We start from the raw sequence: 15,192 nt of genomic DNA, 5'->3' as shown, positions 1-15,192 counted from the left end.
GTACGTCGTACCGGCGTAAACTGCGACTACGTTCAGTTGAGTTAACGGCGTTTACTATTGCAACGGCGTTAGCTCGCGTCAAGGGGGTGTGTCGATGGCCGCACCGAACCGCCGGGAACGGCTGCGTTCGGCGACGGTGTCCGAGATCAAGGACGGCGCCCGCCGGCTGCTGGCCGGCGGCGGCCCGCAGGCCGTCTCGCTGCGCGCCATCGCCCGGGACATGGGCATGACCGCACCCGCCATCTACCGGTACTTCCCCAGCCTGGAGGCGCTGGTCGGAGCGCTTGCCGGTGACCTGTTCGACGAGATGCGCGAACGGGTCGAGACGGCCCGGGACGCGGCCGGCGACGATCCGCTCGCCCAGGTCGCCGAGATGGCCCGGGCCTTCCGCCGCTGGTCGGTCGCGCACCCCGCCGAGTACGCGCTGATCTTCGGTCCCCCGGTACCCGGGATCGCCGAGTTCGCCGACGGGTGCGGCACGGCGGATCACCCCGGCGCCCGGTTCGGCGCGGTCTTCCTGCGCCCCATGGCCGAACTGGCGCGCAACCGGCCGGTGCGGACCCCGCCCCGGGAGTTGCTCACCGACCGGCTCGACCCGTACCTCGAACCGCTCCGGCGCAGCCACGGCGACCTGCCGGTCGAGGTCGCGTACGTCTTCCTGACCGGCTGGACCCGGCTGCACGGCCTGGTCTCGATGGCGGTCTTCGGACAGGTCCAGTGGGCGGTCACCGACCCGGCGGCGCTGTTCGAGACGGAGCTGGTCGCCTTCCTGCACCAGTTCTTCCCCGACCCGACCGGCGGCGCCGACCGCCCCGACCCGACCGGCGACCACGACCCCGACCCGACCGGCGACCACGACCGCGGAACCCTGCCGGCCGGGCCGGTCGCGCACTAGGCTCCCGGAGCATGACTGACCTGCCGACCCGGGCGGATGTCGTGATCATCGGCGCCGGGCACGACGGACTGGTCTCGGCCGTGCTGCTGGCCCGGGCCGGGCTCGACGTCGTGGTCCTGGAGGCCGCCGAGGTGATCGGCGGGGCCACCCGTACCGAGCGGCCGTTCGCACACGTGCCCGGCCTGCGTCACTCCACCGGGTCTTACCTGCTCGGTCTGATGCCGCCGGAGTTGATCAAGACACTCGACGTGGACATCCCGGTGCTGCGCCGGGACCCGCACTACTTCCTGCCCACCCCGGGCGGCCCCGGCTCGCCGTACCTGCTGTTCGGGTCGGACCGGGCGGCGACCCGGGCGCAGATGGCGGCCTTCTTCTCCCCGGCCGACGTCGCGGCCGACGACGCGATGCAGGCCGAGTTGGCCGCGCTGCGCGAGGACCTCGCGCCGGCCTGGCTGGCCGAACCGCTGCCGGTGGCGGACACCGCCGAGCGGTACGTCCGGCCCGCGCTGCGGGAGGTCTTCGTCGACCTGGTCACCGGCTCGGTCGCCGACTACCTGGCCCGCTTCGACTTCGCCTCCGAGTTGCTGGTCTCCATGTACGCCGTCACCGACGGCCTGTCCGGCCTGAACGCCGGACCGGACGACCCGGGCACCGGGCACAACTTTCTCGTCCATAACATGTGTAGATTGCCCGGTTCGGACGGCACCTGGATGATCGCCGCGGGCGGCATGGGCACCGTCTCGGCGACGTTCGCCGACGCCGCCCGGTCCGCCGGGGCGACGATCGCCAGCGGTACGCCGGTGGCCGCGGTCACCCTGGACGGTGGCGCCGCGAGCGGCGTGGTGCTGGCCGACGGGCGGGAGATCACGGCCGGCGTGGTACTCGGCGCCTGTGATCCGTACCGGCTGTTGGACCTGCTGCCCGACGGCGCGGCGCCGGCCCCGCTGGTGGACCGGATGGCGGCGGTCCGGCGCACCGGCAGCACGCTCAAGCTCAACCTGGCGCTGACCGGGCTGCCCCGGTTCTCCTGCCTGCCGGCGGACGCGCCGAGCCCGTTCGGCTCCACCATCCACCTGCTGCCCGGCTCGGCGTCGCTGGTCGACGGCGCGGCCGGGGGCGAGTCGCCGATGGCGGCGCTGCGGGCCATGTGGGCCGACGTGCGGGCCGGCCGGCTGCCGGCGGAGCCGACCATCGAGTGGTACCTGCACACCACCGTCGACCCGTCGTTGCAGGACGAAGCCGGGCACCACTCGTCGGCGCTGTTCGTCCAGTCCGTGCCGTACGACCTGGCCGGCACCACCTGGGCGCAGGCCCTGCCCGGGTACGTGGACACCCTGCTGGGCATCTGCGAGCGGTACGCCCCCGGCACGGCGGACCTGGTGGCCGACACGGTCCCGCTGCCGCCGCCCGGGATCGAGGCGCACTTCGGGATCACCGGCGGGCACATCCACCACGTCGACAACACGGTGTCGTTCGCCGACCGGATGCCGTACGCCACCGGGGTGCCCGGCGTGTACGCGGGCAGCGCCGGCTGTCACCCGGCCGGCAGCGTCATCGGCGCCGCCGGCCACAACGCCGCCCGCCGCATCCTGGCCGACCTCGGCCGGCCGTAGTCCCGGCGCCCGCGCCACCGGACCGACCACCGGTCGCGGCCACGGCGCCCGCCCCCCGGCCGGACGAGCGGCCGGTCAGCGCTCGGTGACCGTCTCCTGCGGCACGGCGGCCTGCTCCGGCGCCGACGCGTCCGCCTTGTGTGCGCGGATCTTGTGGCCCACGCTGGTCAGGCACCGGCCGCTGGTCAGGTCGAACCGCCAGCCGTGCAGCTGGCAGGTCAACTGGTCGCCGTCGACGATGCCGAACCGGCTCAGGTCCGCCTTCAGGTGCGGGCAGCGGCGCTGGACGGTCCAGTCGCCGAGCGTGATGTCCTCGGCGTCGGTGGTCCGCTCGTGCTCGTCGTACCAGCCCTCGGCGTACTGGAGGCGTTCCTCGGAGAGGCACTTGAAGAAGGCGTAGACGAACTCGTTGTACTGGCCGATCCGGGCCGCCGAGAACCGGCAGGACAGGAAGAGCGAGTTGACCCAGTCAACCTCGTCGATGAACAGCAGGTGCTCGATCAGCGCCCGCTCGGTCCGGAACCGGTACCGGACCTTCTCGTCCGCGTACGGCCGGACCTGCTTGCCCGGGAAGTCCACCACGATGGACTCGACGCTCTCGTTGTCGTAGCCCACCAGGTCGAACCGGACCGGACCGCCGACGCCCTTGGCGAGGTAGATGGACTCGTCCAGCAGCGGTTCGATCCGGCGCTTCATCTCCTTCAGCACGTCGATCTCGGGGTGCCGCCAGGAGGCCTTCTCCGCCTCGATGATCGGCCGCTTGCGCTCCCGCATCTCCTCCAGGTGCGCGACCTTGTTCGCGAAGAACTCGTCGACCGGGGTGGGATGCGTGGTCTCGCAGCCGTCCGGGGTGAGTTCGGCGACGCTGCCGGGCAGCAGCACCACCCCGTTCGTCCCGCCCACCTTGGCGTACTCGGCCAGGAAGACCGACTGGTCGGGGAAGATGTTGCCCTCGTCGCCGTGGATGTCGTTGAACTGCCACAGCTCGTCGTCCAGGAAGCACGGCGGTCCGGCGATCGGGAAGACGTACGACGCCTTCAGGTCGTCGATGTAGCGCCAGGTCCGGTCGAACTGGCGGTCCCGCTTCTGCTTGCCGAACGCGGTCTTGGCCGCCTTCGGCAGCTCGTAGACCATCGGGTACCAGATGGCGCCGGAGAACTGCAGCAGGTGGGCGTGCACGTGGCCCAACTCCGCGAAGACGCTCAGATCGGTGGGGCGGGCGTCGTTCTGGTTGAGCACCCGGACGCCGTCGTACTCGACCCAGAGCGACGAGTCGCCGATCGGGCCGTCGGTGGGGCTGGTCAACGCCTGGATCATCACCTTGAGGCCGCCGTCCAGCTCGACCACCTCGTTGGTCGTCGTCCGCAGGAAGCTGGTGAAGCCCAACTCCCGCAGCTCGTCCTCCAGCTCCGAGGTGGGGTACTCGGGGAGCAGGACGGTGGCCTTTTTCGAGACGAACCGCTTGAGGTGCGCGGCGTCGAAGTGGTCCCGGTGCAGGTGGGAGACGTACAGGTAGTCGGTCTGACCGAGCGTCTCCCAATCCAGTTGGGAATTGTCCGGGAATGGGAACCATGAGGCAAAATAGGCCGGATTGACCCACGGGTCACACAGAATGCTGCCCGCCGCGGTGTCGATCCGCATGCTCGCGTGCCCCGTACCGGTCAAGCGCACCACACAGTCCCCCTCGATCGCCGAAATCGTCGTCCCATCGCAAAACGCTACCGGAGCCCCCGGCGGGCCGCGCCTCGACGCCGGGTTGCGGCCGTCGAACCAGGCCCGGGCGGCGGCCGAGTCGGAGACCGCGCACCGCCGGGACAACCGGGCGTGCCAGACTAACCGGAGATCCGCTTCAGGAGGGAAGGACCGAAAGTGGCAGGAAGCGAGCCGGTAACGTCCCCGGACCAACACAAGCCGGGACACCGCAAGGCGGGCCGGATCGGCGCCGTCGTCTCCGCGGGGATGCTGCTGCTGATGCTGTGCGGCAACCACCGGGGCAACGTCGAGAACATCTGGCTGATCGGCATCGCGGTGGCGTTGCTGGTCATCGTCATCGGAGATGTGATCCTGCGCCGCAACGGCCTCCGGTCCTGACGACCGCGACGCACGCCCGACAACCGACGAGGGCCCACCCGGTACGACTCCGGGGGGCCCTCGTCGAACGTTCCGGTCCGGTTCAGCGCCGGAACAGGATGTCCTTGACCTCCTTGAGGGCGGCGTCCACCTCGGCCTCGAAGTAGCCACCGGGCACCAGCGGGAACTGCGGCGCGTCCAACTCGGCCGGGCCGACCGGCAGCGGACCACGGCCGGACATGCTCGACAGGATGTCGTCGAACATGCGGTCGACCAGGTCGGGGTCGTACCCGCTGCCGAACCGGCGGACCTGGAACGACCGGCGGATCTCGTCCACCCGCTGCATGTCCCCGCCCGCTCCGCCCATCGCCGGACCCTGCCTCGGCGGACCGCCCATCGGCGGTGGGCCCATCGGGGGCGGTCCCACCGGCGGCGGGCCGGCCGGGCCACGCCCGGTCGGGCGCGGATCACGGTCGGGCAGCCGGATCTCGGCGGTCATGTCCATCTTTCCGCGCCGGCCCGTGTCGAACCCGTCGAACCGGTCGTCCGGCTCGAAGCCGCCCGCCCCGCGCGGTCCCGCCGGTGCGCCCGGACCCCGTCCCCCGGGGCCGCGCGGACCGTCGAAGCCACCACCACGGGGCGCGTCGTAGCCGCCGCCGAAGCCACCGGTCGGCTCGTCGTACTCGTTGTACCGGTCCGCGGCCGGGCCGGGCTGCGCCGGCGCGGGGCGCGGCGGCAGCGCGGGGCCACCCCGGGTGTCCCGGTCCGGCGGTCCGAACCGGTCCGGCGGACCGAAGCGATCCGGCGGACCGAACCGGTCCGGCGGTCCCGTCCGGCCGGGCGGCATGCCCGTCGGGTCGGGTGCCCCCATCCGGTCCGGCGGACCGAACCGGTCCGGGGGACCCATCCGATCCGGGGGACCCATCCGATCCGGGGGACCCATCCGATCCGGCGGACCCATCCGATCCGGCGGACCCATCCGATCCGGCGGACCCATCCGATCCGGCGGACCCATCCGATCCGGCGGACCCATCCGATCCGGCGGACCCATCCGATCCGGCGGACCCATGCGGTCAGGGGGGCCCATGCGGTCGGGGGGACCCATCCGGCCAGGGGGGAGGCCCATCGCGTCGGGGGGGCCCATCCGGTCCGGAGGGCCGAAGCGGTCGGCCGGGGCGAGGCGGTCCGCCCCTCGTGCCTCCGGCGGACGGCCCGAGCCGCCCCGCTCCTCCATCTCGGCGAGTTGCCGCTCGACCCGATCGAGATGCAGGTCGACCTGCCACTCGTCGTAGCCGTTGAAGCGGACCCGGAAGACGACCTCGTGGACCTCCTGCGAGGCGACCGGCGCGCCGACCCGCTCACCGGCGAGCGTGGCCTCGACCCGGTCGAGGAATTCGTCCACCTCTTCGACCTTGTAGCCCCGGCGAAGCGCCTTGCGCCGGAAACGCTGCCCCTGACTCGCCACTATTTCTCCTGGTTCGTTCGCTCGTCACCCGGCTGACCGACGCCGTCGCCCCGTACCGATCGCTCCACGCGCCCGCACGCCGAACCCGTCTTCCGGGCCGGCGTTCTCCACCCGTTCCGTACGTCCACCGAACCGCCGTTCGCGCTCCCGGCCAGCTGACCGGCGGTCCCGTTCACCGCTCCACCTCCGTGGCGGCCAGTTGGCCGCACGCACCGTCGATCTCCTGACCACGGGTGTCACGGACTGTAGTCGAGACGCCCGCCGCCCGCAGCCTCCGTACGAACTCGCGTTCGACCGGCTTCGGGCTGGCGTCCCACCGGCTGCCCGGGGTGGGGTTGAGCGGGATGAGGTTCACGTGCGCGAGCCGGCCGGCGAGGAGCCGACCCAGCAGATCCGCCCGCCACGGCTGGTCGTTCACATCCCTGATCATCGCGTATTCGATAGACACCCGCCGCCCCGTCCGGCTCGCGTAGGCCCAGGCCGCATCCAGCACCTCGGCCACCTTCCAGCGCTGGTTCACCGGCACGAGTTCGTCGCGAAGCTCATCGTCGGGCGCATGCAGCGACAACGCAAGGGTTACCGACAGGTCTTCCTCCGCCAACCTGCGCATCGCCGGCACCAGACCGACCGTGGAGACGGTGATGTGCCGCTGGGACAGCCCCAGCCCCTCCGGGGCCGGAGCGCAGAGCCGGCGCACCGCGGCGACCACCCTGGCGTAGTTGGCCAGCGGCTCCCCCATGCCCATGAAGACCACGTGCGACAACCGGGCGGGTGAGCCCGCGACGGCCCCGGAGGCGGCCACACCGGCGAGGTAGACCGCCTGGTCGAGGATCTCGGCGGTGGACAGGTTGCGGGTCAGCCCGGCCTGACCGGTGGCACAGAACGGACAGGCCATCCCGCAGCCGGCCTGGCTGGAGATGCAGACGGTCACCCGGTCCTGGTAGCCCATCAGCACGCTCTCGACCAGCGAGCCGTCGTGCAGCCGCCACAGCGCCTTACGGGTGGCGCCGTCGTCACAGGACATCTCCCGAACCGGCGTGAGCAGGCGGGGCAGCAACGCGTCGGCCAGCCGCTCGCGGGTCGCGGCGGGCAGATCCGTCATCTGTGCCGGGTCACGGACCAGCCGACCGAAGTAATGGGTCGAGATCTGCTTGGCCCGGAACCCGGGCTCGCCGAGCTCGGCGACGAGCGCCTGTCGGCCGGCCAGGTCGAGGTCGGCGAGGTGACGGGGCGGCATCGCGGCGCGGCGGGAGCCGGCGCCACCGATGGTCCCGTCCGGACTGATGGGGATCATGGGCAGGGTCGTCATGGCCTGTCCAGTCTCCCACGCCCCGGTGACCGCGTGCCGGACCGAGGGTGCGCAGCCGGACCGCGACGGCGGTCCGCATCAGACAAAACCGTCACCGCTGCCTCAACTCGTCGGGGCGAACACGGCCAGGAGCAGATAGGCCGCCGGCACCGCGAACAGGATCGAGTCGAGCCGGTCCATCAGCCCGCCGTGCCCCGGCAACAGATTGCTCATGTCCTTGATGCCGAGATCCCTCTTGATCATGGATTCACCGAGGTCGCCGAGCACCGCCGCGACCGAGATGGTGAGCCCGAACACGGCGCCCCACCACGGCGCGACGTCGAGCAGCGTCCAGAGCAGGATCGCCCCGCCGAGCGCCGCTGCCAGCACCGACCCGCCGAACCCCTCCCAGGACTTCTTCGGGCTGATCGAGGGGGCCATCGGATGCCGGCCCAACCAGACCCCGGCGGCGTACCCGCCGGTGTCCGAGAGCACCACCGCGGCGAGGGTGACCAGCACCCGCAGGTCGCCGTCGGCCGGTTCGGCCAGCATCGCGGCGAAACCGCCGAGGAACGGTACGTAGACCGCGATCAGCGCGGACGCCGTCATGTCCCGGGCGAGCCCGCGCGGGCCGTCGCCGAGCCGCCAGACCGCCGTGGCCAGCAGCGTGACCAGCAGGCCGAGGGTGAGCGCGTCGGGTCCGGCCCACCAGGCCAGCCCGATCGTCAGGATCCCACCGACCAGCAACGGCACCAGGGGTGGCCGCGCGTCGGAGCCGGTGCGGACCGCCCGGACCATTTCCCAGATGCCCACCCCGGCGGCCACCGCCACCACGAGCAGGAACGCCGGCCGGTAGAGGAACAGCGACAGCACGATGACCGCGCCGAGGGCCAGCCCGACACCGATGGCGGCGGGCAGATTGCGGCCGGCCCGGCTGGCGCGTACCGGCTTGCCGTCCCGACCGGCGCGGCGCCGGCCTGGCGGGCGCCGCCCGGGCGGGGGTTCGTCGTCCACCGACGTCGCAGCCGCCGACGGCCGCGGACCGGTTCCGGGCGCGGGCACGCGATCCGGGTACGCCGCGGCGCCGTCGTCGATCCGCGGGATGGCGGAGGTGTCGTCGTCGAGGCGCGGGACGACGGATGTGTCGTCCTCGGCCCGCAGGTACGCCGGCGCCCCGCCGGCCCAGGCGGTGTCGTCCTCCCCGAACGGGGGCGCGGACGGGTAGCCGGAGTAGTCGGCATAGGTCTCGGGCGCGGCACCGGCGTGCCGCGCCCGAGACTCGTCCTCCTCGTCCGGCCAGCGCGGACCGCCTGGGTCACCGCGCTCCCAGCCGCGAGGCTCGGCGCTGCCGTGGGGGTCGAGGTAGGACATCACACCTCGAGCAGTTCTGTTTCCTTGTGCTTGATCAGCTCGTCGACGTGGGTCACGTACCGGTGCGTCAGGTCGTCCAGTTCCTTCTCGGCCCGCCGCCCGTCGTCCTCACCCGCCTCGCCGTCCTTGACGATCCGGTCGAGTTCCTCCTTGGCCCGCCGCCGGACGTTCCGGATGGCGACCTTGGCGTCCTCGCCCTTGCCCCGGGCCACCTTGATCATGTCGCGACGCCGCTCCTCCGTCATCTGCGGCAGCAGGATGCGAAGCTGGGTGCCCTCGTTGTTCGGGTTGACCCCCAGGTCCGAGTCGCGGATGGCCCGCTCCATCGCCTGGATCTGCGAGGCGTCGTACGGCTTGATGATCGCCATCCGGGGCTCCGGGATCGCGATCGAGGCCATCTGGGTCATCGGGGTGGGGGTGCCGTAGTAGTCGATCATGACCTTGGAGAACATCGCCGGGTTGGCCCGCCCGGTGCGGATAGCCCCGAACTCCTCCTTGGCGTGCTCGACAGCGCGCTCCATCTTCTCCTCGGCCTCGAGGAGTGTGTCGTCGATCACCTGGTCCGTCGCCTCCTTTGGAACATCTTGTCGATATGGGAGCCCTGGTCGGGGCCCGTGACTCACGTCGTGATCAATGTCCCGATTCGGTCGCCGCCGACGGCGCGCACGATGGTGTCCTCGCCCTGCGCGCCGAACACCAGCATCGGCAGGTCGTTGTCCATGCACAGGCTGAAGGCGGCGTGGTCCGCCACCCGCAGACCGCGCTGCAGCACCTCGGCGAAGGTGATCGAGTCGATCTTGCTCGCGGTCGGATCGGTGCGGGGGTCGGCGGTGTAGACGCCGTCCACCCCGTTCTTGCTCATCAGGACGACGTCGGCGCGGATCTCCAGCGCGCGCTGGGCCGCGACGGTGTCGGTGGAGAAGTACGGCATACCGGCGCCGGCACCGAAGATCACGACCCGGCCCTTCTCCAGGTGCCGGATGGCCCGCAGCGGGATGTACGGCTCGGCGACCTGGGCCATCGTGATCGCGCTCTGCACCCGGGTCTCGACGCTCTCCTTCTCCAGGAAGTCCTGCAGGGCGAGGCAGTTCATCACCGTGCCGAGCATGCCCATGTAGTCGGCCCGGGCCCGGTCCATCCCGCGCTTCTGTAACTCGACGCCGCGGAAGAAGTTGCCGCCGCCCACCACCACGGAGACCTGCACGCCCCGCCGGGCCACCGTCGCGATCTGGCGGGCGATCGCCTGCACCACGTCCGGGTCGACGCCGACCGCGCCGCCGCCGAAGACCTCACCGGACAGCTTCAGCACCACCCGGCGGGACCGCCCGGGCGGCGGCGCCGTCGGATCGTCCGCCGCCAGGCTCCGGTCACTCACAACCTGCGTCATCGACCGCATCTCCCTCCGCGGGCGCAACCCGCCGTGCCGAGTGCCAACGTGCCGCTGCTGACCCTATGTGACGAGGAGGCCGCGGTGCCTGTCACGTACACCCACGGCCTCCTCCCCTGTCCGCCCCGCCGGTACGCCGTTCGTGCGCCCGGGCCCGGGGTGTCTGCTCAGGCCTGGCCGACCTCGAAGCGGACGAAGCGCGTCACCTCGACGCCCGCCTCGGCGAGCACCTGGTTGACGGTCTTCTTGTTGTCGCTGACCGACGCCTGCTCCAGCAGGACGAAGTCCTTGAAGAAGGCGTTGACCTTACCCTCGATGATCTTCGGCAGGGCCGCCTCGGGCTTGCCCTCCTCGCGGGCGGTCTGCTCGGCGATGCGCCGCTCCGACTCGACCGTCTCGGCCGGCACCTCGTCGCGGCTGAGGAACTTCGGCCGCATCGCGGCGATCTGCATCGCCACGCCACGGGCGTCCGCGTCGGCCGCCTCGTCGCTCTTGCCGACGTACTCGACCAGCACACCGACGGCCGGGGGCAGGTCCTGCGACTTGCGGTGCAGGTAGACCGCGACGGTGCCGTCCAGCTTGGCGAAGCGGTTCAGCACCAGCTTCTCGCCGATCTTGGCGGACTGCTCCTGGATGGTGTCGGCGACGGTCCGACCGTCGGCCAGCGTCGAGGCGAGCAGCGCCTCGGCGTCGGCCAGGCCGCTGCGCTCGCCGTGCTCGACCAGCTGCTGGGCCAGCGCGATGAAGTCGGCGTTCTTGGCGACGAAGTCGGTCTCGCAGTTGAGCTCCAGCAGGGCCTTGCCGGAGTGCGCGACCAGGCCGTTGGCGGCGGTCCGGCCGGCCCGCTTGCCGACATCCTTGGCACCCTTGACACGCAGCAGTTCGACGGCCTTGTCGAAGTCGCCCTCGGCCTCGGTGAGCGCCTTCTTGCAGTCCATCATGCCGGCGCCGGTGAGGTCGCGGAGCTTCTTGACGTCCGCGGCGGTGAAGTTGGACATGATTCTCTCTTCGGTGATCTAGGGCTGCAGATTGGTGTGGTCTGGTGCGGGTGACCCGCGTACCGCCCGCGATCCGGGGCCGTCAGGCCCGCGTACCCGGGAGGAGGCCGCCGGCCGGGATCCGGCCGGCGGCCCCGGGGTTCACTCCGCGGTGGCGGCCGCGGGCGCGGCGGCGGCCGCGGGCTGCTCGGCCTTCTTCTCGTTGTCCTCGATCAGCTCGCGCTCCCACTCGGCCAGCGGCTCGTCGGCGGCGACGACGCCCGGCTCGGGCTTCTCGTCGGTGCCGCGGTGCTTGCCGGACCGGGCGATCAGACCGTCACCCACGGCGGCCGCGATGACCTTGGTCAGCAGCTCGGCGGAGCGGATCGCGTCGTCGTTGCCCGGGATCGGGAAGTCGACCTCGTCCGGGTCGCAGTTGGTGTCGAGCACGGCGATCACCGGAATGCCCAGCTTGCGGGCCTCGTCGACGGCGATGTGCTCCTTCTTGGTGTCGACGATCCAGACCGCCGACGGCACCTTCTGCATGTCCCGCAGACCGCCGAGGGTGCGGGTGAGCTTGATCTTCTCCCGGGACAGCTGCAGGGTCTCCTTCTTGGTGTAGCCCTGCGCGGTGCCGGACAGGTCGCCCAGCGCCTCCAGCTCCTTCATCCGCTGCAGCCGCTTGTAGACGGTCTGGAAGTTGGTCAGCATGCCACCCAGCCAGCGGTGGTTGACGTACGGCTGACCGACCCGGGTGGCCTGCTCGGCGATGGCCTCCTGCGCCTGCTTCTTGGTGCCGACGAAGAGGATGCTGCCGCCCTCGGCGACGGTGTTGCGCACGAACTCGTAGGCCTTCTCGATGTAGTCGAGGGTCTGCCGGAGGTCGATGATGTAGATGCCGTTGCGCTCGGTGAAGATGAAGCGCTTCATCTTCGGGTTCCACCGACGGGTCTGGTGCCCGAAGTGGACCCCGCTCTCCAGCAACTGGCGCATGGTCACGACGGCCATGGTGGTGCTCCTTCAATTGTCCCTGGTTGTCACGCCGGACCGGCGGTCCGGCGTCCTGGCACCCGATCGCCGGCCGGAACGGGCCCGATCATGATCGGGACCAGGGGGCCGTCGCCGCACGGAAGCACCGTGAGGAGGGCACGCGAGGTCGACCGCGCGAGGCGGTCGCCAGAGTCGAGTGTACGCCCCCGCGCTTCCCACCAGCCGCAAACCCCCGCCACGCCCTCGGCGACCGCGGCCGGTGGCGGTCGGACACGGCACCGGGCCACCGGCGGGACGGTCCACCGGCATTTCCGATTCCGGACGAACGGGACGCCCCGTCCGTTCGGTCGCCCGCCCCGGTCAACCGGCCGCCCCAGCGACCGCGACGGCCGGGTCAGCCGACGGTCGGATCAACCGGCGGCCGGGTCAGCCGGCGGCAGCCGGGTCAGCCGGCGGCGACGGCGGCCGCGACGAACAGCACCAGACCGACGGTGAGGTAGCCGGTCGGCGGACGCAGCCAGCCCCGGGCCGAGTCCGCCAGCGCGGCGGCTCCGGTGCTCAGGCCGTACAGGCCGATCGCGAAGATCGGCAGACCGAGCACCAGGAACGTCCCGGAGACCACGCCGGGTACGGAGACCGGGCCGCCCGTCGCCGCGCTGAACAGCACCCGCAGCGCGGGAACCTCGAACAGCACCGCGACCAGCGCGAGCAACAACGCGATCGTCGGCCGACGGGTGCGGTAGACCCCGTTACCGGCCGGCGGACCGGACGGCGGCGTGATGGCGTACTGCCCGGTCGCCGCGTCGACGGCCGACTGCCCGCCGACCGACTGCCCGCCGACCGACTGCCCGCCGACCGACGGGCCGCCGACCGACGGGCCGCCGGCGGGCGGGGCCGCGGGTGCTGCGGCGGGCCCGTCCGCGGTGCCCACGGCCGGGTCGGCCACCGGCCGGCGCAGCGTCTGCCGGTCGATGGGTTCGGTGTGGAAGCGGGCGGTGCTGTCGACCGCCGGCCCGGCGGCCGGTGCCGGCGGACCGGCCGGGTGCGCCGGCGCGGCCTCCCGCTCCGCCCCGCGACCCGGTTCCACCACCGGAAATTCGGCCACCCGGCCGGTGCCGCCGGCGTACCCGCCGGGCGGGTGGCCCGGGACGGCCCGCCGACCGGCACCGTCGAGGTCCTGACCGGGGCGGCCCGACCGACCGGCGTCGTCGAAGTCCTGACCGACGTACCTCGGATAGTCCTGGTCGGCGGGTGTGGACCGGGCCTGCTCCGCCCGGCGCGGCCGGACGTAGTGGTCCTCGGTGAACCGGTCGGTCTCCCGCCCGGCGGCCGTGCCAGACCGGTCGGCGGCACCGTACCGGGCGCCCGGGTCGGCCGACGCGGCGTACCGGCCGGTGGTCGGCTCCACCGGCGGAACCGGATCCCGGCCGGGCTCGGCCGGGTAGTGATCGTCACCCGCCCACGATCCGGCGGGGTCGGGGCCGGAGGCCGGCGGCGCGGCGTGCCAGTCCGGCTCCGCGTAGCCGCGCTCCCCGGCGTACCAGCGGGGTTCGGGATCCTCGGGGAGGTTGCGTTGTCCGTCCACGGTCCCGCACCGTATGCGACCTGCGGGAACACCGCCAGTCGGACCGCCTTCGGGCCGCCTGGGCTGCGACGTTTGTTACCCGAATCGACGTGTTGCCGCCCGGTCGACCCACCCCCGCCGGTATGACGCGTTCGGGATGGTGGTCTATATAGACCGTAATAATTACGCTGTGGGCACCGATCCGCGCGCTCCACCCCCGGCGCGCCGGTCTCCGTTGGGGAGGACACATGATCCGTTGGCGTACCCTCACCGGCCTGCTGGCCGCCGCGTTGACCGCGGCGACCGTCGGCAGTGCCATTCTCGCCGCGCCCGCGTCCGCCGAACCCGGTGGCGGGGTGACCCCGAACGTCGTCGGCGGCTCACGCGCCGCCGAGGGCGAGTTCCCGTTCATGGTACGACTCTCGATGGGCTGCGGCGGGGCGCTGTACAGCTCCCGGCTGGTGCTCACGGCCGCCCACTGCGTCGGCTCCACCGGCACCAACACCAGCATCACCGCGACCCTCGGCGTGGTCGACCTGCAGTCGTCCAGCCGGATCACGGTGAAGTCGAACTACGTCTACCGGGCTCCCGGGTACAACGGCAACGGCAAGGACTGGGCGCTGATCCGGCTGGCCAGCCCGGTGACCGGGTTGAGCACCCTGCCGATCGCCACCAGCACGGCGTACGACAGCGGCACGTTCACCGTCGCCGGCTGGGGCGCGGCCCGGGAGGGTGGCGCCCAGCAGCGGTACCTGCTGAAGGCGACCGTGCCGTTCGTCAGCGACTCCAGCTGCAACGCCTCGTACGGCGGTGACCTCATCCCGAACGAGGAGATCTGCGCCGGGTACGCCGGCGGCGGCACCGACACCTGCCAGGGCGACTCGGGCGGGCCGATGTTCCGCCGGGACGCCGCCAACGCCTGGATCCAGGTGGGCATAGTCAGCTGGGGCAACGGCTGCGCCCGACCCAACTACCCCGGCGTCTACACCCAGGTGAGCTACTTCTCGTCGGCGATCGCCTCGGCCGCGGCGAGCCTCGGCGGCTGACCGGACGGTACGGCGGCGGTCCGGTCCGTGACCAGCGGATCGGACCGTCGCCGTATAGCACACCGGAGGCATGATCGTCCGATCGTCCACAGGGGACCTGGTTTTCCACAGCGCCGCTTCTCAGGTCCGCGCCGGTCCCCCGACCGGCCGACCCTCGACGCATGACGAGGACACGACTGGCCGTCGGCTCGTACGGGGAGCGCTGCGCCGTACGGCATCTGGTCGATGCCGGCCAACGGGTGGTGGACCGGAACTGGCGTACCGACCAGGGCGAGATCGACATCATCGCCTGGGACGGCGAGACCCTCGCGTTCTGCGAGGTGAAGACCAGGCGCGGCGCCACCTTCGGCAGCCCCGCCGAGGCCGTGGGTGCCGCGAAGGCCCGACGACTGCGCCGGCTGGCCGCCGCGTGGCTGGCCAGCCACGAGGCACATCCACGGGAGATCCGCTTCGACGTCGTCGAGGTGTACGTCCGCGCCGCCGGCCCCGCACGGGTCGAGCACATCAAGGCCGCGTTCTGACATGA

The 15,192-nt window shown here is 72.0% G+C and carries 14 protein-coding genes; 5 read left to right on the top strand and 9 right to left on the bottom strand.

Annotated elements, in window-relative coordinates:
- The first annotated feature begins 94 nt into the window (after nt 1-94).
- Nucleotides 95-895: a TetR/AcrR family transcriptional regulator gene (locus tag ACFOX0_RS04145; protein ID WP_377542128.1), complete on the top strand. Its 801-nt coding sequence runs from the start codon at nt 95-97 to the stop codon at nt 893-895.
- 11 nt (nt 896-906) lie between these two features.
- The gene (locus ACFOX0_RS04140) at nt 907-2,508 is read left to right on the top strand and encodes a phytoene desaturase family protein (protein ID WP_377542127.1); all 1,602 of its coding nucleotides are present in this window, start codon (nt 907-909) and stop codon (nt 2,506-2,508) included.
- Nucleotides 2,509-2,583: 75 nt separating this feature from the next.
- On the opposite strand, the gene ACFOX0_RS04135 is transcribed toward ACFOX0_RS04140, so the two are convergent.
- A complete protein-coding gene (locus tag ACFOX0_RS04135) occupies nt 2,584-4,179 on the bottom strand; it encodes a Rieske 2Fe-2S domain-containing protein (RefSeq protein ID WP_377542517.1) in 1,596 nt (531 codons plus the stop codon).
- A gap of 198 nt (nt 4,180-4,377) precedes the next feature.
- On the opposite strand from ACFOX0_RS04135, the gene ACFOX0_RS04130 reads away from it, so the two are divergent.
- The gene (locus tag ACFOX0_RS04130; protein WP_377542126.1) at nt 4,378-4,599 is read left to right on the top strand and encodes a DUF2631 domain-containing protein; all 222 of its coding nucleotides are present in this window, start codon (nt 4,378-4,380) and stop codon (nt 4,597-4,599) included.
- Nucleotides 4,600-4,681: 82 nt separating this feature from the next.
- Here the strand turns inward: ACFOX0_RS04130 and ACFOX0_RS04125 are convergent, their stop codons facing one another.
- The 8 genes from ACFOX0_RS04125 to ACFOX0_RS04090 form a co-directional block, all read right to left on the bottom strand.
- Nucleotides 4,682-6,043 (bottom strand): DivIVA domain-containing protein, encoded by a 1,362-nt coding sequence (locus tag ACFOX0_RS04125; protein ID WP_377542124.1) that lies wholly within the window; start codon nt 6,041-6,043, stop codon nt 4,682-4,684.
- Nucleotides 6,044-6,215: 172 nt separating this feature from the next.
- The gene (gene rlmN / locus ACFOX0_RS04120; protein WP_377542123.1) at nt 6,216-7,352 is read right to left on the bottom strand and encodes a 23S rRNA (adenine(2503)-C(2))-methyltransferase RlmN; all 1,137 of its coding nucleotides are present in this window, start codon (nt 7,350-7,352) and stop codon (nt 6,216-6,218) included.
- 102 nt (nt 7,353-7,454) lie between these two features.
- A complete protein-coding gene (locus ACFOX0_RS04115) occupies nt 7,455-8,702 on the bottom strand; it encodes a phosphatidate cytidylyltransferase (protein ID WP_377542122.1) in 1,248 nt (415 codons plus the stop codon).
- Entirely contained in the window at nt 8,702-9,259 is a 558-nt protein-coding gene (gene frr, locus ACFOX0_RS04110; protein ID WP_377542121.1) for a ribosome recycling factor, read from the bottom strand. Before frr ends, ACFOX0_RS04115 begins: the two co-directional genes overlap by 1 nt.
- Before the next feature lie 62 nt (nt 9,260-9,321).
- Nucleotides 9,322-10,089, bottom strand: a complete 768-nt coding sequence (pyrH, locus tag ACFOX0_RS04105; RefSeq protein WP_377542120.1) for a UMP kinase — start codon at nt 10,087-10,089, stop codon at nt 9,322-9,324.
- Nucleotides 10,090-10,256: 167 nt separating this feature from the next.
- The gene (gene tsf, locus ACFOX0_RS04100; protein ID WP_377542119.1) at nt 10,257-11,087 is read right to left on the bottom strand and encodes a translation elongation factor Ts; all 831 of its coding nucleotides are present in this window, start codon (nt 11,085-11,087) and stop codon (nt 10,257-10,259) included.
- 141 nt (nt 11,088-11,228) lie between these two features.
- Entirely contained in the window at nt 11,229-12,074 is an 846-nt protein-coding gene (gene rpsB, locus ACFOX0_RS04095; protein WP_377542118.1) for a 30S ribosomal protein S2, read from the bottom strand.
- A 427-nt stretch (nt 12,075-12,501) separates the two neighbouring features.
- On the bottom strand, nt 12,502-13,641 hold the full coding sequence (locus tag ACFOX0_RS04090; RefSeq protein WP_377542117.1) for a hypothetical protein: 1,140 nt from the start codon (nt 13,639-13,641) through the stop codon (nt 12,502-12,504).
- A gap of 227 nt (nt 13,642-13,868) precedes the next feature.
- Here ACFOX0_RS04090 and ACFOX0_RS04085 point away from each other — a divergent pair, with 227 nt between their 5' ends.
- Nucleotides 13,869-14,666, top strand: a complete 798-nt coding sequence (locus ACFOX0_RS04085) for a S1 family peptidase (RefSeq protein WP_377542116.1) — start codon at nt 13,869-13,871, stop codon at nt 14,664-14,666.
- A gap of 161 nt (nt 14,667-14,827) precedes the next feature.
- Nucleotides 14,828-15,187: a YraN family protein gene (locus tag ACFOX0_RS04080; RefSeq protein ID WP_377542115.1), complete on the top strand. Its 360-nt coding sequence runs from the start codon at nt 14,828-14,830 to the stop codon at nt 15,185-15,187.
- Nucleotides 15,188-15,192: the final 5 nt, after the last annotated feature.

Origin of the sequence: Micromonospora zhanjiangensis, assembly GCF_042650605.1 — a bacterium.
GTDB classification, from domain to species: Bacteria; Actinomycetota; Actinomycetes; order Mycobacteriales; family Micromonosporaceae; genus Micromonospora_J; species Micromonospora_J zhanjiangensis.
The sequence above is the reverse complement of the archived record's forward strand: the minus strand, read 5'-3'. Positions and strand labels throughout refer to the sequence as shown.